20 protein-coding genes are annotated in these 23605 nt (G+C 54.5%); 14 read left to right on the top strand and 6 right to left on the bottom strand.

Features of this window, described 5'->3' with window-relative positions:
* Positions 1-122 precede the first annotated feature (122 nt).
* Positions 123-1118: a glyceraldehyde-3-phosphate dehydrogenase gene (gapA, locus tag J5067_RS03965; RefSeq protein ID WP_264650480.1), complete on the top strand. Its 996-nt coding sequence runs from the start codon at positions 123-125 to the stop codon at positions 1116-1118.
* Positions 1119-1224: 106 nt separating this feature from the next.
* Positions 1225-2094 (top strand): D-hexose-6-phosphate mutarotase, encoded by an 870-nt coding sequence (locus J5067_RS03960; RefSeq protein ID WP_264642607.1) that lies wholly within the window; start codon positions 1225-1227, stop codon positions 2092-2094.
* Positions 2095-2201: 107 nt separating this feature from the next.
* Here J5067_RS03960 and J5067_RS03955 read toward each other — a convergent pair whose 3' ends face one another.
* The gene (locus J5067_RS03955) at positions 2202-3056 is read right to left on the bottom strand and encodes an aldo/keto reductase (protein ID WP_264650479.1); all 855 of its coding nucleotides are present in this window, start codon (positions 3054-3056) and stop codon (positions 2202-2204) included.
* A 121-nt stretch (positions 3057-3177) separates the two neighbouring features.
* Positions 3178-3927: a MipA/OmpV family protein gene (locus J5067_RS03950; RefSeq protein ID WP_264642605.1), complete on the bottom strand. Its 750-nt coding sequence runs from the start codon at positions 3925-3927 to the stop codon at positions 3178-3180.
* A 517-nt stretch (positions 3928-4444) separates the two neighbouring features.
* Between J5067_RS03950 and J5067_RS03945 the strand changes: the two genes are divergently transcribed.
* Together J5067_RS03945 and J5067_RS03940 are read left to right on the top strand one after the other, a co-directional pair.
* Positions 4445-6379: a PrkA family serine protein kinase gene (locus tag J5067_RS03945; protein ID WP_264642604.1), complete on the top strand. Its 1935-nt coding sequence runs from the start codon at positions 4445-4447 to the stop codon at positions 6377-6379.
* Positions 6380-6415: 36 nt separating this feature from the next.
* The gene (locus J5067_RS03940; RefSeq protein WP_264650478.1) at positions 6416-7690 is read left to right on the top strand and encodes a YeaH/YhbH family protein; all 1275 of its coding nucleotides are present in this window, start codon (positions 6416-6418) and stop codon (positions 7688-7690) included.
* A gap of 48 nt (positions 7691-7738) precedes the next feature.
* On the opposite strand, the gene J5067_RS03935 is transcribed toward J5067_RS03940, so the two are convergent.
* The gene (locus tag J5067_RS03935) at positions 7739-8281 is read right to left on the bottom strand and encodes a GNAT family N-acetyltransferase (protein ID WP_264650477.1); all 543 of its coding nucleotides are present in this window, start codon (positions 8279-8281) and stop codon (positions 7739-7741) included.
* Positions 8282-8376: 95 nt separating this feature from the next.
* Here J5067_RS03935 and J5067_RS03930 point away from each other — a divergent pair, with 95 nt between their 5' ends.
* From J5067_RS03930 to J5067_RS03905, 6 genes are all read left to right on the top strand, one after another.
* On the top strand, positions 8377-9282 hold the full coding sequence (locus tag J5067_RS03930; RefSeq protein ID WP_264650476.1) for a LysR family transcriptional regulator: 906 nt from the start codon (positions 8377-8379) through the stop codon (positions 9280-9282).
* Between the two features lie 89 nt (positions 9283-9371).
* Complete coding sequence (locus tag J5067_RS03925; protein WP_264650475.1) at positions 9372-10175, top strand: ABC transporter ATP-binding protein; 804 nt, start codon at positions 9372-9374, stop codon at positions 10173-10175.
* Positions 10176-10181: 6 nt separating this feature from the next.
* Entirely contained in the window at positions 10182-11006 is an 825-nt protein-coding gene (locus tag J5067_RS03920; RefSeq protein WP_264650474.1) for an ABC transporter ATP-binding protein, read from the top strand.
* A 24-nt stretch (positions 11007-11030) separates the two neighbouring features.
* Positions 11031-12545, top strand: coding sequence for an ABC transporter substrate-binding protein (locus J5067_RS03915; protein ID WP_264650473.1), 1515 nt, complete (start codon positions 11031-11033; stop codon positions 12543-12545).
* Positions 12542-14284, top strand: a complete 1743-nt coding sequence (locus J5067_RS03910; protein ID WP_264650472.1) for an ABC transporter permease subunit — start codon at positions 12542-12544, stop codon at positions 14282-14284. Before J5067_RS03915 ends, J5067_RS03910 begins: the two co-directional genes overlap by 4 nt.
* A gap of 206 nt (positions 14285-14490) precedes the next feature.
* Positions 14491-15684 (top strand): multidrug effflux MFS transporter, encoded by a 1194-nt coding sequence (locus J5067_RS03905; protein WP_264650841.1) that lies wholly within the window; start codon positions 14491-14493, stop codon positions 15682-15684.
* A 41-nt stretch (positions 15685-15725) separates the two neighbouring features.
* On the opposite strand, the gene J5067_RS03900 is transcribed toward J5067_RS03905, so the two are convergent.
* A complete protein-coding gene (locus J5067_RS03900; RefSeq protein ID WP_264650471.1) occupies positions 15726-16982 on the bottom strand; it encodes a D-amino acid dehydrogenase in 1257 nt (418 codons plus the stop codon).
* Between the two features lie 282 nt (positions 16983-17264).
* On the opposite strand from J5067_RS03900, the gene J5067_RS03895 reads away from it, so the two are divergent.
* Complete coding sequence (locus J5067_RS03895) at positions 17265-18806, top strand: SpoVR family protein (RefSeq protein ID WP_264642594.1); 1542 nt, start codon at positions 17265-17267, stop codon at positions 18804-18806.
* 52 nt (positions 18807-18858) lie between these two features.
* Here J5067_RS03895 and fadR read toward each other — a convergent pair whose 3' ends face one another.
* Complete coding sequence (gene fadR / locus J5067_RS03890; protein ID WP_264650470.1) at positions 18859-19578, bottom strand: fatty acid metabolism transcriptional regulator FadR; 720 nt, start codon at positions 19576-19578, stop codon at positions 18859-18861.
* Positions 19579-19809: 231 nt separating this feature from the next.
* On the opposite strand from fadR, the gene nhaB reads away from it, so the two are divergent.
* Entirely contained in the window at positions 19810-21351 is a 1542-nt protein-coding gene (gene nhaB, locus J5067_RS03885) for a sodium/proton antiporter NhaB (RefSeq protein ID WP_264650469.1), read from the top strand.
* A gap of 218 nt (positions 21352-21569) precedes the next feature.
* Positions 21570-22100, top strand: coding sequence for a disulfide bond formation protein DsbB (gene dsbB, locus J5067_RS03880; protein WP_264642591.1), 531 nt, complete (start codon positions 21570-21572; stop codon positions 22098-22100).
* Positions 22101-22172: 72 nt separating this feature from the next.
* Here dsbB and J5067_RS03875 read toward each other — a convergent pair whose 3' ends face one another.
* Positions 22173-22442, bottom strand: a complete 270-nt coding sequence (locus J5067_RS03875) for a hypothetical protein (RefSeq protein WP_264642590.1) — start codon at positions 22440-22442, stop codon at positions 22173-22175.
* A 235-nt stretch (positions 22443-22677) separates the two neighbouring features.
* On the opposite strand from J5067_RS03875, the gene J5067_RS03870 reads away from it, so the two are divergent.
* Entirely contained in the window at positions 22678-23523 is an 846-nt protein-coding gene (locus J5067_RS03870; RefSeq protein ID WP_264628343.1) for a leucine-rich repeat domain-containing protein, read from the top strand.
* Positions 23524-23605: the final 82 nt, after the last annotated feature.

The following is a 23605-nucleotide window of genomic DNA, read 5'->3' as shown; positions in this document are numbered from 1 at the left end:
ATCAGATTTGACTTGCCGCAACTATTGACACGATTCCGCTTGACGCTCAGCAAGGTTTTTGTAATTTTACAACCAACCTTTATTCACTAACCATTATTCACAAACCATAGCTGGTGGAATATATGACTATCAAAGTAGGTATCAACGGTTTTGGCCGCATCGGCCGTATTGTTTTCCGTGCTGCTCAGAATCGTTCTGACATCGAGATCGTTGCAATCAACGACCTGTTGGACGCTGACTACATGGCTTACATGCTGAAATACGACTCAACTCACGGCCGTTTTGACGGCACCGTTGAAGTGAAAGACGGTCAGCTGATTGTTAACGGCAAAAAAATCCGCGTTACCGCAGAAAGAGATCCGGCTAACCTGAAGTGGGACGAAGTTGGCGTTGAAGTGGTTGCAGAAGCGACCGGTATCTTCCTGACTGACGAAACTGCACGTAAGCACATCACCGCTGGCGCGAAAAAAGTGGTTCTGACTGGCCCGTCCAAAGACAACACCCCGATGTTCGTTCGTGGTGCCAACTTTGACAAATATGCCGGACAAGATATCGTTTCCAACGCATCTTGCACCACTAACTGCCTGGCACCGCTGGCAAAAGTGATCAACGACAACTTCGGCATCATCGAAGGTCTGATGACCACTGTTCACGCCACCACCGCTACCCAGAAAACCGTTGATGGCCCGTCTCACAAAGACTGGCGCGGCGGCCGCGGCGCATCCCAGAACATCATCCCGTCCTCTACGGGCGCAGCCAAGGCTGTAGGTAAAGTTCTGCCAGAACTGAACGGCAAACTGACCGGTATGGCGTTCCGCGTTCCTACCCCGAACGTTTCTGTGGTTGACCTGACTGTTCGTCTGGAAAAAGCAGCCACTTACGAAGAAATCAAGAAAGCCATCAAAGCCGCTGCTGAAGGCGAGCTGAAAGGCGTTCTGGGTTATGTTGAAGATGACGTGGTTTCCACCGATTTCAACGGCGAAATTCTGACGTCTGTGTTCGATGCCAAAGCCGGTATCGCGCTGAACGACAACTTTGTGAAACTGGTTTCCTGGTATGACAACGAAACCGGCTACTCCAACAAAGTACTGGACCTGATCGCCCACATCTCCAAATAAGGCGACGGTGCGATAAGCGATGCAAGGGGCGACGTAATGTCGCCCTTTTTATTAGCTGCGTTCCGCCATGATGCAACACGAAATACAAATAAAACAAGGTAACATCATGAACGATAAAATTTTTTCACTTCCCATCAAATCTGAAATTTCGTCCACGCTCAGTCAACGCCAGATCGACCAACTGCCGGTTATTGTCGTTGACCATCCGCAGGTACGCGCTGCCGTCACGCTGCAAGGTGCGCATCTGCTGCACTGGCAGCCGCAAGGTGAAACGCCAGTCCTGTGGTTGAGTGACAACTCGCCGTTCGCTGAAGGTGTCGCCATTCGTGGCGGTGTGCCGATCTGCTTCCCGTGGTTTGGTCCGTTTGCAGAACCTAACCACGGTTTTGCCCGTCTGCTGCCATGGGAATTCACCGCGCACCGTGAAGATGCTGACGGCGTTGAGTTGACCTTCACCCTGCGCGATACGCCAGAGACGTTGGCAAGCTGGCCGCACGCTTTCACGCTGACCGCGCGCTACAAGCTCGGCAAAACCTGCACTATCGAGTTAGAAGCGCAAGGCGATTACAGCATCACCAGCGCCCTGCACACCTACTTCCAGATTGGTGACATCGACCATATCCGCGTCAGCGGTTTGGGCGATACCTTTATCGATAAGGTCAATCAAGGCAAGTTGACGACGCAAGGTGGCGATCTGACGTTCACTGAGCGCACCGATCGCATCTATACCCATCCGCAAGCAGTGAGCAGCATCGTGGACCCGACGCTGAAACGCACTATCGACGTGCACCACACGCACCACAGCGATGCGGTTGCCTGGAACCCGGCGGCGGAACTGTCTAAAACCATCGCCGACATGCCGGATGACGGTTACAAGACCTTTGTCTGCGTGGAAACCGCACGCGTGACCCAGCCGTTTGTTGCCACGCCAGCCGCACCTGCGCGTTTGACCACGGTGATTAGCGTAAAACGTTGATCAACGGCACGGGTTTATAGCGATAAACCCAAAACCGCCGCTCGCAGGCCTGCGGGCGGCGCTAACCGCGTAGTGTGAGCCCAGTCATCTCTCATCGCCCTATCCCGCTACACAACATCCAACGGTTGTTTACTTGTCGGTGCGGGAAAAGCGGCATCCAGCGCAGCGATATCACCACTATCCAATACCAGCGTGAGCGCGCGCGCGTTTTCTTCAACGTGGGCCACCGAACTCGCTTTCGGAATGGCCACCACGCCGGGTTGTCGCAATACCCATGCCAGCATGATTTGTGCGGGCGTTATCTGGTATTTGTCTGCCATGCGCGTAACCACCGGGTGAGAAAACAGATTGCGGCGCAGCGTACCCGCTTGCGCTAACGGACAGTAGGCCATCACTGGCATCGCACGCGCCTGACACCAGGGCAGCAGATCAAACTCAATGCCGCGCGAGGCAACGTGATAAAGCACCTGATTGGTCATGCAGTGCTCACCGCCCGACAAGGACCAGAGTTCGTTCATGTCCTCCACATCCAGATTGGATACGCCCCACTGACGAATCTTGCCCGCCTGTTGCAGCGCTTCCATCGCGTTGATGGTCTCTTCCAATGGGATACCGCCGCGCCAGTGCAGCAGGTATAAATCCAGCACATCGGTTTGCAGGCGTTTCAAGCTGCGCTCACAGGCTTCAATCGCGCGCGTGCCACCCGCATTGTGGGGATAGACTTTGGAGACCAGAAACGCCTCGTCGCGCCGTCCGCACAGTGCGGCACCCACCACGCTCTCTGCTCTCCCATCGGCGTACATTTCTGCGGTATCAATAAGCCGGAGCCCGAGATCGAGCCCGGCCTGCAAGGCCTTTATTTCACGCGCTTTCTCACTGGCCGCTTCTCCCATAAACCACGTGCCCTGCCCGATAGCGGGCAGACTTGAACCGTCAGGAAATCGAATCTGTCGGGTTGTCATCGCTATCCTCCTTGCATCCCGTTGAACATCATCGCTGAGCCGCAGCGCCCCCAAAACGTGCAAATGGGGTGAAATCACCCCATTATTGTGCGGCACCCGCCCTGTCTTAGCGCATCAGGCGTTAGAAGCGATAGCTCACACCCGCGCCAAACACCATGGTATAGCTGCGATCGACCATCGGGCTCTCTTTCACTTCGTCCGCCAGACGCACATAGCGTCCGGTGGCCCATGCGCTCCAGCTATCGTTAATACGGTAGTTGGTGCTCAACTCGGCGTACGGCGACCAGTCACCGTCCGGGCTGTAAGCCCCCAACCCTGAGCGCGATGCCTCTTTGCCGCTGACACCAAAGTAATAGCGGTTGAGTCTTTCGCTGCTCCAGGTGACACCGACGCCCGGCGTCAATGACCAGTCACCCAGTTCGAAGCGATACAGGTAGGTGTTGTCCCACAGATAACCGTCGCTATAGCCCAAGGTATCCGCCACGAGAGAGGTGCGCAGGATCCCCCAGGACGCGGAGTGAGAATAGGCCAGACCTGCCATCAGCGTGCCACGGCGCTTATCCAGCTGCTTCATTTGCGCGTCGTCGTTATCACTCGGTTTAAAACCTAACGGAGAATAGAGTGCCGTCACCGACAGGCGGTTTTGACCATCGTTCCACAGGTAATAACCCCCGCCCAGCCCGCGAAAATAAAAGTTGTCACTTTCATAGGTCACCATTGGCACCGGATACAGCGCGTTATCGCCCCCGCGATAAGGGCTGATGGAACCTAATACCCCGGCCCCCAGTGAGAAGTCCGCCGCAACCGCCGTTGTTGCCGCCAGCGACCCTGCCAACAGCAAAGAGGTATAAATCACAGATGATTTTTTCATAACGTTATTATTCCCATTACTGATATGAATTATCAAAATCGTATTTCGCTCATATCAATCATAATCGTTAAATGTGCAAATCGCATGGCATTAAACCACATGCCGCACCTATCGTCGCTCCAAATGAGCCAGAGGCACGAATGCCCAGTGGCTACCGCCATTGTAGCGGCATACTTCGCTGAGTGAGTTATTGAAATATCTTAAAAAGATGTTTTTACCAATGAGGAAATTTTGCAGATGCCAACTACGCTTAATGACAGGGAGATGAATGTTCCTGAGTTCGCAGGTCAGCATAAGCGCGTTGCCCCTGCCTTTCCACCTCGCCGGGTGTGGGTTAAGGAAAACGCGCCTTGTCAGTGTAATAACATCCGCACTGCTGCGAATATGGCATAAGGGTTGCTGTATTCAGAGAAATCATCTGCCAGAGGGCTACACATCTATGGCCGCATAAATAACGCCGCACATTATTTAACAGGCTCTCTAAATCTGTGCTAATCGACGAAGGACGGGCATCGCTATGAACATATTTGATCATTACCGTCAGCGTTATGACGCTGCCAAGGACGAAGAATTCACGTTGCAGGAATTTCTTAACATCTGTCAGCAGGATCGCAGTGCCTATGCGAGTGCCGCCGAACGATTGTTAATGGCGATCGGCGAACCCGTGATGGTGGACACTGCCCATGAATCTCGCCTTTCCCGTTTATTCTCTAATCGGGTGATTGCGCGCTATCCGGCCTTTGAAGAGTTCTACGGCATGGAAGATGCCATAGAGCAGATCGTCGCTTACCTGAAACACGCCGCGCAAGGGCTGGAAGAGAAGAAACAGATCCTGTATCTGCTCGGTCCGGTGGGCGGCGGGAAATCGTCGCTGGCTGAGCGCCTGAAAGCCTTGATGCAACGCGTGCCGATTTATGTGCTGAGTGCCAACGGCGAGCGTAGTCCGGTCAACGACCATCCGCTGTGCCTGTTCAACCCGCAGGAAGATGCCGATATTCTCGAAAAAGAGTATGCGGTGCCACGCCGTTATCTCGGCACCATCATGTCCCCCTGGGCGGCCAAACGCCTGCGCGATTTCGGCGGTGACATCACCAAGTTCAAAGTGATTAAGGTGTGGCCTTCCATTCTGGCACAAGTCGCGATCGCCAAAACCGAACCGGGTGACGAAAACAATCAGGATATCTCTGCACTGGTCGGGAAAGTGGACATCCGTAAGCTGGAGCATTTTGCCCAAAACGATCCTGATGCCTATGGCTATTCCGGTGCGCTGTGCCGTGCCAACCAGGGCATCATGGAGTTTGTCGAGATGTTCAAAGCGCCTATCAAGGTGCTTCATCCTCTGCTGACCGCCACACAGGAAGGCAACTATAACGGCACGGAGGGCATTGCCGCCCTGCCGTTTAACGGCATCATTCTGGCCCACTCCAACGAATCGGAATGGGTGCAATTCCGTAATAACAAAAACAACGAAGCCTTTTTGGACCGCGTTTACATCGTCAAGGTGCCCTACTGCCTGCGCGTCTCCGAAGAGGTGAAGATCTACGAAAAACTGCTCGATCACAGCGAACTGTCGCACGCCCCTTGCGCGCCCGGCACGCTGGAAACGTTGGCACGCTTCTCTATCCTGTCGCGCCTTAAGGAGCCAGAAAACTCCAGCATCCACTCCAAAATGCGCGTCTACGATGGGGAAAGCCTGAAGGATACCGATCCCAAGGCCAAATCCTATCAGGAGTACCGTGATTACGCGGGCATCGATGAAGGCATGAGCGGTTTGTCCACCCGTTTCGCCTTCAAGATCCTCTCGCGCGTGTTCAACTTCGATCACAGCGAAGTCGCGGCTAACCCGGTACACCTGTTCTACGTGCTGGAGCAGCAGGTCGAACGTGAGCAGTTCCCGCAAGAACTGGCGGAAAAATACGTCGAGCACCTGAAAGGCTATCTGATCCCCAAATACGCCGAATTTATCGGCAAAGAGATTCAGACCGCCTACCTGGAGTCTTACTCCGAGTACGGGCAGAACATTTTCGATCGCTATGTCACCTATGCGGATTTCTGGATTCAGGATCAGGAGTACCGCGATCCGGACACCGGGCAACTGTTCGACAGGGAATCGCTGAATGCCGAACTGGAGAAAATCGAGAAACCGGCGGGCATCAGCAATCCCAAAGATTTCCGTAACGAAATCGTCAATTTTGTGCTGCGTGCCCGTGCCAGCCACAGTGGTCACAACCCGAACTGGACCAGTTATGAGAAACTGCGCACCGTCATTGAGAAGAAGATGTTCTCCAATACGGAAGAGCTGTTGCCGGTGATTTCGTTCAACACCAAAACCTCGACCGATGAGCAGAAAAAACATGACGACTTTGTCGATCGCATGATGGAGAAAGGCTACACCCGCAAGCAGGTGCGCTTGCTGTGCGAATGGTATCTGCGTGTCAGGAAATCATCATAACGTACGGGCAGCTTGACGACGTCATGCGGGGGAATCATGGCCTATTTCATTGATCGACGGCTGAACGGCAAGAACAAAAGCCTGGTGAACCGCCAGCGCTTTTTACGCCGCTACAAGTCGCAAATAAAACAGTCGATTTCCGAGGCCATCAACAAGCGTTCGGTAACCGACATAGACAGCGGGGAGTCTGTATCGATCCCTCAGGGCGACATCAGCGAACCGATGTTCCACCAAGGACGCGGCGGGAAGCGGCATCGCGTCCACCCTGGCAACGACCACTTTGTTACCAACGATCGCATCGAGCGGCCACAAGGAGGTGGCGGCAGCGGTGGCGGTCAGGGCAACGCCAGTAAAGATGGCGATGGCCAGGACGAGTTCGTGTTTCAAATCTCCAAGGATGAATACCTCGATCTGCTGTTCGAAGATCTGGCGCTGCCTAATCTGAAAAAGACCCAGCAGCATCAAATGAACGAGTACAAAACGCACCGTGCGGGTTATACCGCCAACGGTGTGCCCGCTAACATCAGCGTGGTGCGTTCGCTGCAAAATTCACTGGCGCGACGTATGGCAATGACGGCAGGTAAACGGCGTGAACTGCACCAACTTGAGGAAGATCTGACAGAGCTTGAACACACCGAGCCTGCACAATTGCTCGAAGAGGATCGGTTGCGCCATGAGATTGCGGCGCTGCGCGAGAAGATTGCGCGCGTGCCCTTTATCGATACCTTCGACCTGCGTTTCAAGAACTATGAACGCCGGCCCGAACCATCCAGTCAGGCCGTGATGTTTTGCCTGATGGACGTTTCCGGCTCGATGGATCAGTCCACCAAGGACATGGCGAAACGCTTTTATATTCTGCTCTATCTGTTTTTGAGTCGGAATTATAAGAACGTGGATGTGGTTTATATTCGCCATCATACCCAAGCCAAAGAAGTGGATGAACAGGAGTTTTTCTACTCTCAGGAGACCGGCGGCACCATTGTGTCCAGCGCATTGAAATTGATGGAGGAAGTGGTTAAAGCGCGCTATAACCCGTCACAGTGGAACATTTATGCGGCACAAGCCTCCGATGGCGATAACTGGGCCGATGACTCACCGCTGTGTCACGATATTCTGGCTAACCAACTGTTGCCTTTTGTGCGTTACTACAGCTACATCGAAATTACGCGTCGCTCACACCAAACCTTGTGGCGCGAGTATGAAGCGCTGCGTGATACCTACCCCAATTTTGCCATGCAGCATATTCGCGATCAGGATGATATTTATCCGGTATTTCGCGAATTGTTCCGCAAACAAACCGTTCACGGCTAATCGTCTCACCTTCCGCCAGCCTTCGCGCTGGCGGACACTAAACCCGTGTCAATTCGCGTCAAACCGCGGCGTGGTCTCAGGCAAGGTTGAATCCCCTGCGCCCAGTGCACGTTGCAGCATCACCGTGTCCAGCCAGCGCCCGTGTTTTAACCCTACGCTTGCCAGCGTTCCTACCAGCGAGAAACCGGCCTGACGGTGTAAATGCAGCGATCCCTCGTTTTCACTGTTGCCCACTACCGCAATCAGTTGACGAAAGCCGTGTTGCTCCGCCCACTCAATGGCATGGGCGAGCAGTGCTTTTCCCACGCCCTGTTGTTGGCATTGCGGATCAACATAGATCGAATCTTCAAGCGTATACTGGTAGGCCAGACGCTCACGGTAGCGTGACAGATAGCAATACCCAGTCAGGCGACCGTTTTTGATGGCGACAAACCAGGGCAGGCCGGCGTCGTGGTTTTTCTTCAATCTGGCGTGCATCTCGTTTATATCCGGTGGCTCTGTTTCAAACGATGCGGTGCCATGGATGACGTGATAGGCATAAATTTTCTGGATAGCGCTAATGTGTTGTGGTTCTGCTGCAATAATGTCCACGGTTTTACTCCCAAAAAAAACCGATCACAGGCTACGTGAAATCAGCCAAGGCTGATACCCACCTACGCTTATAACCTGCATAAGGGAAATGAGGGATGGCGCAGTTTAACCTCGACCAACTGGTCACCTATAAACTCGTGATACAACGAGGAAGTTTTACCTCAGCAGCAACAGTATTGGGTATTTCACAGCCCGCAGTCAGCCTGCAAATCCGGCAATTAGAACAGGCGCTGCACGTGCGTTTGATTGAGCGCACCGGACGGGGTGTTCGCCCGACGGCCGCAGGGCTGGCGCTGCTCGATCACTGTGACCACATTGAAAATGCCGTTAACGCCGCCCTGCATGCAGTGGCACAACACCAACAGGACATCAGCGGAACCGTAATGTTGGGTACCGGCGCGACAGCCTGCATTCATTTACTCCCGACGCTGCTATGCCAGCTCCAGAAAGCGTATCCGCGTTTGTCTATCGGCGTCAGGACCGGCAATACGCAACACATTGTCAGAGCCGTGGAAGAAAACAGTATCGATCTGGGATTGGTTACGCTGCCCGTGAGTGGCCGAAGCCTGAGTGTTACGCCGGTCATCAAAGATGAATTTGTTGCGATCGCTCAGGCAGACAGCACGGGTGACATCCGGGCACTCACGCCGAAAGCGTTTGCAGAGCAGTCCCTGATTGCCTTCGAAACCGGGAGCCATACCCGGCAACTGATTGATGACTGGCTTCACGCAGAAGGTAAGGCAACAAATCCGATCATGGCGTTAGGGAGCATTGAAGCCATTAAAAGGATGGTCAGCGCGGGGTTAGGTTACAGCATTGTGCCCAGCATGTCGGTCATGACGCCTGCCGATAAGGCGGGCCTGAGTGTATATCCGCTGGAACCGAGATTACATCGCACGCTGGGCATCGTGATGCGGCAGGATAAAGTGATTAATCGCAGCATGGCAAAAGTGCTGGAGCACATCCATACCCTGGCCGACAGCGAGGTTACGCCTTTTTAAGCTGTATTCCCTCACACTAAATGTTACGTTATATTATATCATATGATACATTATAACGTATCTTTACTGTACCACAGGGATCCTCCTGCATGGCGTTGCTGACCGTTGACAACCTCACTCTCACCCTTGATGGCATCACCAAACTCGACAACCTCAGCTTTTCGCTGCATCCCGGCGAGCGTGTTGCACTGCTTGGCGCTTCGGGTTCAGGAAAATCGCTTACGGCGCGCGCCCTGTTAGGTTTATCGCAAGCGGGAGAACGGGTAAGCGGTGCCATCCGTTTTTACCGACACGACGGGCTGCCGCTCTCTTCTGCGGATCAAGCACGGCAATCGCGCACTGCCGCCATTTTCCAAGATAGCTCGGCGGCGTTACATCCGCTGATTGGCGTCGGTAAACAGTTGGTACTGGCGCTACGCGCTAACCGCGCCCTATCCGCACGCGCCGCGTGGGAAGCGGCGATTGCGTTACTGGCTACCACCGGATTTTCTCAGCCGGAGCACATCGCGCATCGCTATCCCGGTGAACTTTCTGGCGGACAACGTCAGCGCGTCTGTATCGCTCTGGCGCTCGCCAGTCAGAGCGCATTGTTGATTGCAGATGAACCCACCACCGCGCTGGACGTCATCACCCAGGCGCAGGTACTACAGGCGCTGGAAACCTATACCACCCGTGCGCCAGGACGCGCCTTGCTGTTTATCACCCATGATATCGCCGTGGCCGCAGCGCTCTGCCAGCGGGCATTGATTTTGTCCGATGGCAAGATCGTTGAGCAAGGCACTATCGATGAGATAGTGCGTCACCCGCAACATCCTTACACCGCGGCGCTGGTGACTGCTGCACGTCAGCAACGTCATCGTCTACCTCAGCACGCGCTGGCGTTGGCGGGGTGAAATAAGATGTGCGCTTCTACCTTGCACGCGGCCACGACGCCGCCTTTCCTGGCATTGCGTCAGGTAACCCAGCAATATCCGCTGCCGGGCACGCGCTTCTGGCACGCCACGCGCTATCAGTGCGTTATCAATAACGTGACATTGTCACTTAATAAGGGTGAGCATGTCGGATTAGTGGGGGCTTCGGGTGCTGGAAAATCAACGCTACTGAAGATTCTGCTGGGGTTAGAAACGCCGGATTCAGGAAGCGTGAGCTGTCAGGGCCGTGCCGTTGTTCCGGCTTCCACCGCAGCACTGCGCTGGTATCGCCAGTTGGTACAGTATGTTCCCCAAGATCCGGCTTCCACGCTGGCGCCCAATAAAACCGTGGCGCAGTCGATTGCCGAGCCACTGCATTTTTTAGGCCACGGCGCAGCGTCGATGTCGGTATTGCAACGCGCCCTCGACGATGTCGCGTTGCCAGCATCACTGTTGCATCGGCGGGTGGCAACACTCTCCGGTGGGCAAGCGCAGCGGGTCGCCATTGCTCGCGCTCTGGCCTTGCGCCCGGCCTTCCTGATTGCCGATGAACCGGTGAGCGGTTTGGATTTGCCGTTACGCGAGCAGATAACGGCGTTATTTACTCAACTCGCCCAGCAGTATGACATGGGAATGCTGTTGGTCTCCCATGATATCTCCGCCGTGGCGGCGCTGTGCCAACGCGTATTGGTTATGCATGAGGGCCAGATTGTTGAGGACAGGCCGCGTAGCGCACTGCTCTCCACGCCAGCCCATCCGCATACGCGGGCGCTGCTGGCCGCCATCCCGACACTCCCTGATTGTTATTGCTAATTTTTTCCCTGAAAGGACGCTGTTATGTCGTTAGTCTATCGCCGAATTTTTCCGTTACTGCTGGCCGTTGGCAGTGCCGGGCTGACTGGCTGCTTTGGCAGCGAAGAGAAAACCGCGCCGCAAGCCGCCAGCGATCGTATTCGCATCGCGATGCTGCAACCGCCTCGTGCGGGCCTGACCCCGCTCAGCGACGATGCCTTCAAACTTTCGCGCTGGAGCACCAGCGAAACGCTGATCGTGCTGGATGAGAATGGTGACGCACAACCGGCGCTGGCAATGGCCTGGCAGCCAGTGGATGACACCAGTTGGCGTTTCACGCTGCGTCCCGATGTGCGCTTCCACGACGGTGAACCCTTGACGCCCGCCGCCGTGGTCAATGCGCTGACGGCGGCAACGCAGGCCGCACCCAAGCCGCGTATTCTGGATGGCGTTACGCTACACATTCGCGCTGACGGCGACAACGCGGTGCGCGTAACGACCGCAACCCCCGATCCCCTGCTGCCGCAACGGCTCTCCAGCCCACAACTGGCGATCCTTTCACCCAATGCCTATCAGCAAGGCCGCGTTGATCCGATTCGCCACGGCAGTGGCCCCTTTGTGTTAACCGCTGTTCAGGGCACCAGCCACGCCACCCTTGAGCGCTTTGATGGCTACTGGGGCACACCTGCGCAGGCGGCAGGGATTGACGTTGATTTCGTTCCAGACGGCACTGCCCGTGCCGCCGCACTGCGTAGCGGCAGCGCGGATATTGTGGAAGCCGTGCCGGTTGCGCAGGCTCCCTTGATCGATCCGGCGCTGATCCATGAGGTGCCGATGCCGCGCACCAATACCCTTTATCTCAACACCCGCGTCGGCCCGCTGCGTGATGCCGGACTGCGCGCCGCCGTGCGCGACGCCGTTCAGCGCGAGGTGCTGGTCAAGAACGTGTATGAGAATCGTGCGGATATCGCCAGCGGCTTGCTCGGCCCGGCGCTGCGTTGGGCTGGACCGTTGCGCCACGCAGTAGACCACCCGACACCGGCTCGCCACCCGCAGGGAGAGGTTATCAAACTGGCCACCTTCAGCGATCGCGCAGAGCTGCCAGAAGTCGCCGTTTATCTGGCACAACAGTTAACCGCGGCCGGTTTTACCGTTCAGCAGGAAGTGCGTGAATATGCCCAGATCGAAGCCGATGCCTTAGCCGGAAAGTTCGATGCCTTTATCCTGTCGCGCGCCACGGTGCTGGATTCCGGCGATCCGGTGGCTTACCTGTACAGCGATTTCAGTTGCAAAGGGTCGTTTAACCTGTCACAGCTGTGCGATCCCGCTGTTGATGAAGCGCTGCTCGCCGCTGCCGCTATTCCCGCCGGAGACGCGCGGCGTAAAGCCATCATGGTAGCGGAACAGCGTATTCTCGCCACGGATGCAGCGATCCCCTTGCTGCACGAACGGGTTATTCAGGGCGAGGCAACCGGTGTACGTCAGGCAGCACGCGATCCGCGTGAACGGATACTGGTTACGCCACAAACGCACATCAACGGACAGATGCATCAACCATGATGGTTTCTCCCTTGCGCATCGGGGCGGTTATCGCCCCGCTGGTATCCCGTGCCCTGAGCGCCTTTGCGGTCATCGCGCTCATTGGCCTATTGCCATGGCTTTCCGGCAGCGACCCGGCACTCAGCGTGCTGCGCGCCAAATCCGCCGAACAAGAAGCAACGCCAGAAGCATTGCAGGCCATTCGCAGTCAACTGGGCCTCGATCAAGGCCCGCTAGCGCTGCTGTGGCAGTGGTGGCGCGGTATATTGCAGGGCGATGCCGGGCACTCCTGGATCTCGGGCAAGCCGGTATTGCCCGCCATGGTAGACGCAGCAGGCGTATCGCTGACGCTGATGGGCGCAGCGTTAACCTTGGCAATACTGGTTGCCACGCTGCTGTGTGTTTCCACGCTGCGTAACGGACTGCGCGGCAAGGCGGATAGCAGCCACGGGGCATGGGCGATGGCGTTCACCACCCTGCCAGAATATTTGCTGGCATCGCTGTTGCTGATGGTGGGGGCGGTCTGGCTACCGCTGTTTCCGCCTTATGGCTGGCACGGTGTACAGCATTTGGTGCTGCCTGCGCTGTCGTTAGGGCTGCCCGCCGGAGGATTACTGGCGCGCTTGCTGGCGGATGCGCTGCGCAGCACCTTTGCCGAACCGTGGCTTATCACCTGGCGCGTGGCGGGCATCAGCCAGTTTGATTGCGCCATCGCGGTTCTGCGGCGCGCGCTGCCTGCGCTACTGCCACAGATTGGCTTTATCACCGTAGGGCTGACGGGTGGCGCAGTGGCCGTAGAAAAGATTTTTGCCATTCCCGGCTTGGGCCGCGCCACGCTCGGGGCCTCAGCCGCACAGGATCTGCCCGCCCTGCAATGCGGTGTCCTGCTGTTGCTGTTGATTGCCACGGTAAGCGGTACCCTTGGCAACCTGCTACGCCAACTGATACTGGGACGTGCGCTGCGCAGCGGATCGTTGCCCGCCCCCACCATCAGTCCAATGAGGCGACCGCATTATGCCTTCCCGATAGCGATTGCGCTGATATTGGCACTGCTGATCGCCGTCGGACTAACTCGCGATCCGCTGGCATCCGATTTTCTTCGCTTGCAACCCCCCAGCCTCGCGCTACCGTTAGGCGCAGATGCCACCGGACGCGATCTGCTGGCACGCGTGGCGCATGGCGCGTTTGCCACGCTGATCACCGCTACCGGCGTCAGCGCTGCCTGTTTGCTTCTCGGTATTGTGTTTGGACTATTCCCACGGCTGTTTATTGGTCCGATGGAGATAGCCAATGCGCTGCCGCCGATGATGGCGGGCCTTATCGTCGTCACGCTGACCGGGCCGTCTACCTATGGCGCAGCACTGGCGGTGATGCTGGTCAGTTGGGCACCGCTGGCGGCGCATACTGCCGCGCTGGTTGAAGAGATCCTGGCGCGCCCTTATGTGCGCATCACCCCACTGCTGGGGATCGGGCGTTGGCATCGCTTTACGGGCTATGTGCTGCCAGCACTGATTGGCCCCGTGACCCGACACGCCTTAGTGCGTTTTCCCGGTATCACACTGGCACTGACCGCATTAGGTTTTCTCGGGTTGGGACAACAGCCGCCGTACCCTGAATGGGGCCGGATTGTTGCTGAAGGCATGCCTTATATTGAGCGCGCGCCGTGGGCGGTGCTGGCCCCTGTTGCCACGCTGATGCTGCTGGCAATGTTGGCGGTCTCATTGGGACAAATGGCTAATGGCGTGAAAAGCACAAAGTGACAATGTCACTTATATCATATCGAAGCGCCCGTCAGTTGCGTGCAGCAAAACAGCAAAAAACGCTTCTGGCGTGGTAAAGCACGCCCGTTGTGTCGTACCATTCGCTACAGTGTGGTTATGCAACCCGCCTTTCCTGACGATGACCAAAGGCAAGCACCACGTTATTCATTCACTTGCCAGGGAACGGAATTCACCTTGCCATGACCATACAAAAATTTGTGCTGTTGTTATTTATGCTGGTGCTGCTCGGCCCATTAGCCATCGATCTTTACCTTCCAGTGATCCCGGCCATTTCGCAGGGTCTAGGCAGCGATAACGCGACCATTCAATCAACCATTTCATTGTTTATCATGATAATGGGATGGGGACAACTGGTGGCTGGCCCGCTGGTTGACCGCGTAGGACGCCGCCCGATGGCACTGATCGGGATCGTGATTTACATCGTGGGTGCCATCACGGCGGCGCTGGCGACCAATGGCTCGGTGTTTATCGCCTCCCGCATACTGCAAAGCGTTGCCGTGTGTTGCACCGCCGTGGTGGTGTTTAGCGGCGTGCGTGACCGGTTGAACGGTGATGATGCCGCACGCACTTTCGGCTTTCTTAACGGTACGCTGAATATCGTGCCCGCGCTGGCCCCGTTTTTTGGCGGCTTGCTGTCCGCCGCATTCGGTTGGCGCGCCTGCTTCTGGTTTTTGACGCTGTATGCCAGCGTAGTCCTATTGCTGACCCTGCGCTATCTGCCAGAAACCCGCCCGGCAGACACCCTGCGCCTGCCGGGTTTGCCCATCAAGCAATACGCCAGAATCCTTTTCACACCGCGCTTTATCGGCTTTGCTGGCTGTAATGCTGGCATTATGGGGATGGCCCTGACCTATCTGTCGATGGCATCCGTGGTATTGATGGTACACGGCGGGTTGTCACCGTTACAGTTCTCGCTGGTGTTCGGCGCAAACGGCTTTTGGGTGATGGCGATGAGCCTGCTGGCAACGCGCGCGATCGTGAAAATTGGCCGACCCGCTTGCCTGAGGCTCAGCGTGATATTGATTGGCAGCGGCTTTTTGTTACTGTGCGCCATTATTCTCTGGTTGCCCGAGGCGCTACAGGCGCGTTGGTGGATCTTTATGGCACCGGTCGTGGTAGCGTTTGCTGGCCTGGCGTTTGCCATTGGCCCCGCCACCAGCTATGCGTTGGAACCTTATGCGAATGAAGCGGGCACGGCATCGGCGCTGGTGGGATTCGTGCAAATGGCCGGTGGCGCGTGCGTCGGACTGGGGGTAATGGCGCTGCCCCTTACGCCGCAGAGCACACTGGCACTTTCCATGCTGTGCGCCACGCTGTTGGCGCTGCGCGCCCAGCGTTTAAGCGCAAAGGCGCGCGGCACGATTACAGCGCTCAGTTGATCGCAGCACGCGCTGCGATCGTGCTCGATAAACCGATGGATTTACACGCTGGCGTAACGAAAGATCGACAAATCGTCATGGGCAATGTCGGGCGTGTTGCCAGAAATGATATCCGCTAACAACTGTCCTGAACCGCACGCCATCGTCCAGCCTAAGGTTCCATGTCCGGTATTGAGATAAAGATTGGCGAGCGGTGAGCGCCCTACCAGCGGCGTGCCGTCCGGCGTCATCGGGCGCAGCCCGGTCCAGAACGTCGCCTGATCTACCGGTCCGGCGTCAGGATAAAGATCGCGAACCACCATTTCCAACGTTTCACGGCGTTTAGGATTCAGCGTCGTGTCAAAGCCAACGATTTCCGCCATACCCCCAACGCGGATACGGCGATCAAAGCGCGTCACGGCCACCTTGTACGTCTCATCGAGCACCGTTGAAACCGGTGCAGCGGCTTCGTTGGCAAGCGGCAGCGTTAACGAGTAGCCCTTCAGGGGATAGACTGGCAGGTGCATCCACTGACGAACCAGCGCCGTCGAGTAAGAACCACAGGCCACCACATAGGCATCTGCGGTTACGGTTTGCCCATGACAACGCACCTCAGTGACGCGGCCGCCAGCCACCTGCAACTGCTCTACGGATTCGCCAAAACGAAAAGTCACACCTGCCGCCTGCGCCATTTCAGCCAGACGCTGAGTAAACAGTTGGCAGTCGCCGGTCTCATCATGGGGCAAGCGCAGCCCGCCGCTCAGCTTATGCGCCACCGCAGCGAGCGCAGGCTCTACCGTCGCCAGTTCCTGCGACGTCAGCAACTGGTACGGCACGCCAGCCTCGCGCAGTACTGCAATGTCCCGGCTGGCATTGTCATACTGCTGCTCGCTGCGAAACAGTTGCAGCGTCCCGCCCTGGCGTCCTTCGTACTGAATCGACGTGCGTGCGCGCAGTGCCTGCAAACAGTCGCGGCTGTATTCTGCCAACCGCACCATACGCGCCTTATTGACCTGATAGTGTGCCGAATCGCAGTTCATCAGCATCTGCCACATCCAACGTAACTGATCGCTGGAACAATCGGGCCGGATAGCTAACGGTGCATGGCGTTGAAACAACCATTTGATGGCTTTCAGGGGGATGCCGGGTGCGGCCCAAGGCGCTGAATAACCGGGGGAAATTTGTCCGGCGTTGCCTGCGCTGGTTTCCAGCGCCGCGGCAGGCTGTCGGTCAATGACCGTGACATCATGCCCTGCCTGACACAGATACCACGCCGTGCTGACGCCAATAACGCCACTGCCTATAATCACAACCCGCATGTTGACTTATCTCCGTGATAACTCGCCGTTTGCGGCGCAATATGCTGCCTGAATCGCCACTAGCCAAAATAAAAAGCTAATGTAACATGGGATTTACCGTTGTCACGCTTGGCTAACATACTATTTATCTATTATTACGCGGGTGCAGTGCCGTTTTATGCTGCTGTTTTCGCCGCAATATTATCTGCCAAACACCGGTTTTCACGGCACTTTTATCAGAGTGAGCTACGATTAATAGAGTCTGCACGAAAGCGTGTGGATGGCACTGTAGGGGGCGCGCTGATGGTGACAAAAACAAAGACTCGAGTACCGCAAGCTGAGACACGTTTGAATGACGGACCAGACTGGACGTTCGATTTGCTACAAACTTACCTCGAGGAAATCGATCGGGTGGCGAAGCACTATCGCCTCGAGACCTACCCACATCAAATCGAGGTGATCACCTCAGAGCAAATGATGGATGCCTATTCGAGTATCGGCATGCCCATCAATTATTCCCATTGGTCTTTCGGTAAGCGGTTTATCGAAACAGAGCAGCGCTACAAGCACGGCCAGCAAGGACTGGCCTATGAGATCGTTATCAACTCCGATCCCTGCATCGCTTATCTGATGGAAGAAAACACCATCACCATGCAAGCGTTGGTCATTGCGCACGCCTGTTATGGCCACAACTCCTTTTTTAAAGGTAACTATTTGTTTCGCAGTTGGACCGATGCCAGCTCGATCGTTGACTACCTGATTTTTGCCCGCCAATACATCGCACAATGCGAAGAGCGTTACGGTGTGGAAGAGGTTGAACAACTGCTCGATTCCTGCCATGCGCTGATGAATTACGGTGTCGATCGCTACAAGCGCCCGCAAAAAATTTCGCTGGAAGAGGAAAAACTGCGTCAGAAAAGCCGTGAGGCGTATCTGCAAAGTCAGGTCAATGAGCTGTGGCGCACCCTGCCACGCCGCGATCCCGAGGTGTCGTTCGAAGCAACGCGGCGTTTCCCGCGCGAGCCGCAGGAAAATATTCTCTATTTTATGGAGAAGAACGCGCCGTTACTGGAACCCTGGCAGCGCGAAGTGCTACGCATTGTGCGCAAGGTCAGCCAATATTTTTACCCACAAAAACAGACTCAGGTCATGAATGAGGGCTGGGCAACGTTTTGGCACTACACCATTCTCAATCATCTCTACGATGAAGGGAAAGTGACCGAGCGGTTTATGATGGAGTTCCTGCACAGCCACACCAATGTGGTCTATCAGCCGCCGTACAACAGCCCTTACTACAATGGCATTAACCCCTACGCACTCGGGTTCGCCATGTTCCAGGATATCAAGCGTATTTGCCAAACGCCGACGGAAGAGGACCACCACTGGTTCCCTGATATTGCTGGCAAGGACTGGCTGGAAACCCTGCATTTCGCCATGCAGAACTTCAAGGATGAAAGCTTTATCAGCCAGTTTTTGTCACCCAAGGTGATGCGCGATTTCCGGCTTTTTACCGTGCTGGATGACGACCACAACAATTATCTGGAAATTGCCGCTATCCACGATGAGGAAGGCTACCGGATGATCCGTCAGGAGCTGTCTGCGCAGTACAACCTCAGCAATCAGGAGCCGAATATTCAGGTCTGGAATGTGGATCTGCGCGGTAATCGCTCGCTGACGCTGCGCTATGTCCCTCACCATCGTGCACCACTGGACAAAAGCAGCCACGACGTGATGAAACACGTACACCGCCTGTGGGGATTTGATGTCTATCTGGAGCAACAGAATGCGGATGGCAGTGTAGAGCTGGTTGAACGCTGTCCACCACGCAATCCTGGGGTCAACTGAAGCTAACCTCGCGTGTTGCGCTCACACAGGGCGCGACACGCGACGGCATTAATTAACGACGAACCTCAGCAATATCGCGCGGGATCTGGTTTTGCATACTGTGCCAGATAGCGCCGCTCTCTTTCCCGTAGGTGCGAACGGCATCCATTACACGCTCGTGTAACCCTTCTTTCGCGATGGTTTCCAGACGAGCATAAAAATCAATAGCCAGCTTGCGCGCATCCGGGTTAGAGAAGTAGTAACGCCCAACCCGCATATAGAGCCCTTTCAGCCCGTTGAGAATCAACCCATAAATCGGGTTACCTGAAACAAACGCCAATCCACGGAAAATTGCATAATCCAGTTGTGCAAATGCATCGGCGTTGTCTTCGACACTTCCCCGCTGTATTAATACTTCCTGACTCTTATCAGGATGTTGACGCAGGGCAGTACGAATAAAGATTGCGGCAATGTTGGTGCGCACGGCCAGCAGATTATCAATCAGTTGCGGCACGCTGTCGTGATCGAGCCGCGCCAGCGTTTCCAGGATATTCAGCCCGGAAGTTTCCCAAAAATTATTGATTTTCGTGGGTTTACCGTGCTGAATCGTCAGCCAGCCATCACGTGCCAGGCGCTGTAACACCTCGCGTAACGTGGTACGGGTTACCCCGATCAGTTCCGATAATTCACGTTCCGCAGGTAAGATAGAACCGGGAGGAAAACGATTATTCCAAATGCTTTCGATAATATATTCTTCCGCGAATCCGGCAGGACTTTGCGCCTTGATAACCATGTGTGTGATGTTCCGTTGCGATATAAAAGCGGACTCATCATACCAGAGCAGCCCGCTATCACATAGCGTGGCGGGGAGACAAAAACACAATTCCGACAGAAACTGTGACACTTCACCCGCTGATTTATTTAAAAGTCACCGCATTGGGCTTAGTATTTACCCGGTCGTTTACCGTCGGTGAACGGCAAATCGGGTTTCACACCGTTAGACAATAAGGGAACAGCGAAAAAAATGACGGACATGTCTTTAGGGCGCGCACTGCGCAATAATTTTCTGGGACCATGCCCCGGCTGGTATAAATTAACCCTGCTGGGTTTTCTTATCCTCAATCCTCTGGTGTTTTTCTGGGTCAGTCCGTTTTTAGCGGGCTGGTTGCTGGTCGCGGAGTTTATTTTTACCCTGGGGATGGCCTTGAAATGCTACCCGCTTCAGCCCGGCGGGCTATTAGCTCTGCAAGCGGTGTTTATCGGCATGACGAGTCCGGATCAGATCTGGCATGAGGTTTCTCGCAATATTCCTGTCATCACGTTGCTGATGTTTATGGTTGCGGGCATCTACTTTATGAAGCCGCTGCTGCTGTTTGTGTTCACGCGGCTGTTATTGCGCATCCGTTCCAAGGTAGTGCTTTCGCTCGCCTTCTGCCTGGCGGCCGCGTTTCTCTCGGCCTTTCTTGATGCCTTGACGGTCATCGCCGTGGTGATTGGCGTCGCCACCGGATTTTACGATATTTATCACCGCTACATCACCGGGCTGGATCAACAGGCCGAGTCCAACATCAACGCTGAGCATGCGCAAACGTTAGAACAATTTCGCGCATTTCTACGCAGTTTACTGATGCATGCCGGGGTAGGCACGGCCCTCGGCGGTGTGATGACCATGGTCGGTGAGCCACAAAACCTGATCATTGCCAAAACCGCCGGCTGGGATTTTGCCAGCTTTTTCTTGCGGATGGCTGCGGTGACCATCCCGGTATTCCTGTGCGGAATCGCCACCTGCATTCTGGTAGAACGCGTAAAAATATGCGGCTACGGCGTCACGCTGCCCGACACCGTGCGTCAGGTGCTGGAGGATTACGAGCGTAAGACCAGCGCCGAGCGGGCACCGCAAGAGCGCACCATGCTGTGGATTCAAGGCATTATTGGCATCTGGCTGATTGCCGCGCTGGCGTTTCACCTGGCGGAAGTCGGTTTAATCGGACTGAGCGTGATTATTCTGGTTACCTCGTTTTGCGGCATCACCGAGGAGCACGCCATCGGCAAAGCCTTTCAGGATGCAATGCCCTTTACCGCGCTGCTTACCGTGTTCTTCGCCATCGTCGCGGTCATTATTGACCAACAACTGTTCACACCGCTGATTCAGTTTGTGCTTCAGGGTTCGGCACAACAACAGCTTACGCTGTTTTATCTGTTTAACGGCCTGCTCTCTTCTATTTCCGATAATGTGTTCGTCGGCTCGATTTATATCAACGAGGCGCATCAGGCCTTTGAACAAGGGCGCATCTCACTGGAGCAGTTTGAGCTGTTAGCCGTCGCGATCAATACCGGCACTAACCTGCCATCGGTTGCGACGCCTAATGGGCAGGCCGCCTTTCTCTTTTTGCTGACCTCGGCCCTGGCACCGCTCATTCGACTTTCTTATGGCAGAATGGTCATCATGGCGCTGCCCTATACGATCGTGATGACGCTGGTAGGCTGGCTGTGCGTTGCCTTCTCGTTAGTGCCTGCAACAGAGCTGCTTACTGAATGGCAATGGATAACGCTACCAAAACTGTAAACACAGACGCATCGCTTAGCACAACTATCGTGTATAGTGAACGGGTTACAACGCTTAAACGTTGCGTGCGATTTGTCAAAAATGGCAATCGTAAAAATGATAGATAAAGAGTATCAAATAAATAGATTGTTACGTTTTGCTCAGTGAAATGATGGCGGCATTGCCTGTACCGTCTTTGCCGCCAAATCGATCATTTTTTTTAGCATGGAATATTCGTTATGTTGCGATTTCTTAACCGCTGCTCACGTGGGCGCGGTGCCTGGCTGTTAATGGCTTTGACGGCGTTTGCCTTTGAGTTGGTCGCGCTTTATTTTCAGCATGTTATGTTGCTCAAACCTTGTGTGCTCTGTATTTACCAGCGCAGCGCACTGTTCGGCGTGATGGGAGCCGGGTTGCTGGGTGCTATCGCTCCCGCGACGCTGCTGCGGTATCCGGCGATTTTTCTGTGGATCTACAGCGCGGTCGAAGGGTTAAAGCTCGCCTGGGAACACACCAATGTCATGCTGCATCCTTCACCGTTTGCCGTCTGCGACTTCTTTGTCAGCTTCCCGTCATGGCTGCCGCTGGATAAGTGGCTGCCCTCCGTGTTCGTCGCTTCCGGTGACTGTGCCGAGCGTCAATGGCAGTTCCTGTCACTGGTGATGCCGCAGTGGATGCTGGTGATTTTCGGTGCGTTTCTGGTGATGGGCGTACTGGTGCTGATTGCCCAGCCGTTCAAGCCTAAACGTCGCGACCTGTTTAGCCGCTAATCCTGTTGTTGCCAGATGGCCTGTGCCATCTGGCCCCACATTAGCGTAAGGCCCTGTCGGCCATGCGCGACGTCAGTGGTGAAGCGAGAGGTCTAACGGATACCTGAAATCGTTACGCAATGCGTCCAACACCACAACGCGTACATGCCGATTGCAAATAAACCATATCTCATCGCGATCGTTTGCCAATATGTAATAGGCATCTGAGGTTTCTGAAGGATTAAAACACCCCAACACGCGGTACGCCGTCCCCACCGAAAATCCGCTTTGCAGCGGTAGTGGTCGGGGGCCGTTGTCCAACTCCTCAATGCGTAGATATAACCCTTGTTCTAACCAAAGCATCACGCCTCACTCACCGTTAATCACATAAACTGCAAATGTAGTAAACGCCTATGCATAACGGCAAGTTTACCAGGATAAATTAACGCTACACCGACGGTATTAGCGCACCAGTCTGGTTTATTCAGGTTAAGTGGCAGTATGGCCCCATGCCACCATCATTCCTGTTATTTGATATCATTCATCCCCTTTGTGGGAGAACATAGTAAAAAGAATTGAATTTAAAGAGATAATTAACATGTTCACTATTAAAAATAACGACCACTCCTATTCAGCATCTTTGATAAACACCGCGTCAGCGATCTCTACGTCGAATTCAAACATCTCGTCTCAAGCTATAACATCACCTCAGAATGCTGAAGAATATCATGCTGGTTGGTCAGCTTGGGAGAAAGACGCCCGGCAAGGAGAAGGAGAAGAAAGGGATATTGCAGTGACGAAAATGCAAGATTGTTTAAAAAGAAACGCTGACTCCCTTAACTTAAGCAAACTCAATCTCAGTGCGTTACCAGATTTTATTCCTGAGCACGTTAAGGAATTACATTTAGACAGGAACAAAATTCGTTGGTTGCCTGAAAACTTACCCAAAAACCTTCATAAACTGTACGCACATGACAATCGATTAACCACACTGCCCACCAGCCTTCCAGAGACACTCTCCGAACTTTTCTTATCCAATAATGCCATAAGAGAATTTCCACGAAACCTACCATCCGGTATAGCCAAACTGGATATCAGTGATAACGGGATGGAAGGTTTTGTTAGCGATACGCCCTCTTCTCTTGTGTATCTGGATTTAAGTGGGAATGTTTTAAAGGGTTTATCCGCAGCCTTACCCCACTCAATAAAATACATCTCATTAAATGATAATAAAATAACCAAATTACCTAAAAACCTGCCAACGTCCATTCTGTATCTGAATCTAAAAAACAATTGGTTAGAATCACTGCCAAAAAACATTTTTGGCATGACAAAAGAGACAGAGATTCATCTCAACCAAAATCCTTTATCAGTAAAAACCATACTAAAACTGAATAAAATCATCAATAACGCCCACAATATCGGCCCCAGTTTTTTTTATTAAAAACAGACAAAACATTAGCAGTTTTTCACTTTCCTCAACTAACACCGTTAACTACCATAGATAGCGGAAAAGAAAAGGCCCA

The sequence above is a fragment of the Candidatus Symbiopectobacterium sp. NZEC151 genome (assembly GCF_025962655.1).
Classification (GTDB): domain Bacteria; phylum Pseudomonadota; class Gammaproteobacteria; order Enterobacterales; family Enterobacteriaceae; genus Symbiopectobacterium.
Note: the sequence above shows the minus strand (reverse complement) of the source record. Positions and strands in the feature narration are given on the sequence as shown.

Coding starts and splice junctions, on each gene's coding strand:
- J5067_RS03875 (WP_264642590.1), bottom strand. CDS start 22,442: ATGCTTTGGTTAGAACAAGGGTTATATCTACGCATTGAGGAGTTGGAC.
- J5067_RS03955 (WP_264650479.1), bottom strand. CDS start 3,056: ATGACAACCCGACAGATTCGATTTCCTGACGGTTCAAGTCTGCCCGCT.
- J5067_RS03940 (WP_264650478.1), top strand. CDS start 6,416: ATGGCCTATTTCATTGATCGACGGCTGAACGGCAAGAACAAAAGCCTG.
- nhaB (WP_264650469.1), top strand. CDS start 19,810: ATGACGGACATGTCTTTAGGGCGCGCACTGCGCAATAATTTTCTGGGA.
- J5067_RS03960 (WP_264642607.1), top strand. CDS start 1,225: ATGAACGATAAAATTTTTTCACTTCCCATCAAATCTGAAATTTCGTCC.
- dsbB (WP_264642591.1), top strand. CDS start 21,570: ATGTTGCGATTTCTTAACCGCTGCTCACGTGGGCGCGGTGCCTGGCTG.
- J5067_RS03895 (WP_264642594.1), top strand. CDS start 17,265: ATGGTGACAAAAACAAAGACTCGAGTACCGCAAGCTGAGACACGTTTG.
- gapA (WP_264650480.1), top strand. CDS start 123: ATGACTATCAAAGTAGGTATCAACGGTTTTGGCCGCATCGGCCGTATT.
- J5067_RS03920 (WP_264650474.1), top strand. CDS start 10,182: ATGTGCGCTTCTACCTTGCACGCGGCCACGACGCCGCCTTTCCTGGCA.
- J5067_RS03945 (WP_264642604.1), top strand. CDS start 4,445: ATGAACATATTTGATCATTACCGTCAGCGTTATGACGCTGCCAAGGAC.
- J5067_RS03925 (WP_264650475.1), top strand. CDS start 9,372: ATGGCGTTGCTGACCGTTGACAACCTCACTCTCACCCTTGATGGCATC.
- J5067_RS03950 (WP_264642605.1), bottom strand. CDS start 3,927: ATGAAAAAATCATCTGTGATTTATACCTCTTTGCTGTTGGCAGGGTCG.
- J5067_RS03910 (WP_264650472.1), top strand. CDS start 12,542: ATGATGGTTTCTCCCTTGCGCATCGGGGCGGTTATCGCCCCGCTGGTA.
- J5067_RS03900 (WP_264650471.1), bottom strand. CDS start 16,982: ATGCGGGTTGTGATTATAGGCAGTGGCGTTATTGGCGTCAGCACGGCG.
- J5067_RS03870 (WP_264628343.1), top strand. CDS start 22,678: ATGTTCACTATTAAAAATAACGACCACTCCTATTCAGCATCTTTGATA.
- J5067_RS03930 (WP_264650476.1), top strand. CDS start 8,377: ATGGCGCAGTTTAACCTCGACCAACTGGTCACCTATAAACTCGTGATA.
- fadR (WP_264650470.1), bottom strand. CDS start 19,578: ATGGTTATCAAGGCGCAAAGTCCTGCCGGATTCGCGGAAGAATATATT.
- J5067_RS03915 (WP_264650473.1), top strand. CDS start 11,031: ATGTCGTTAGTCTATCGCCGAATTTTTCCGTTACTGCTGGCCGTTGGC.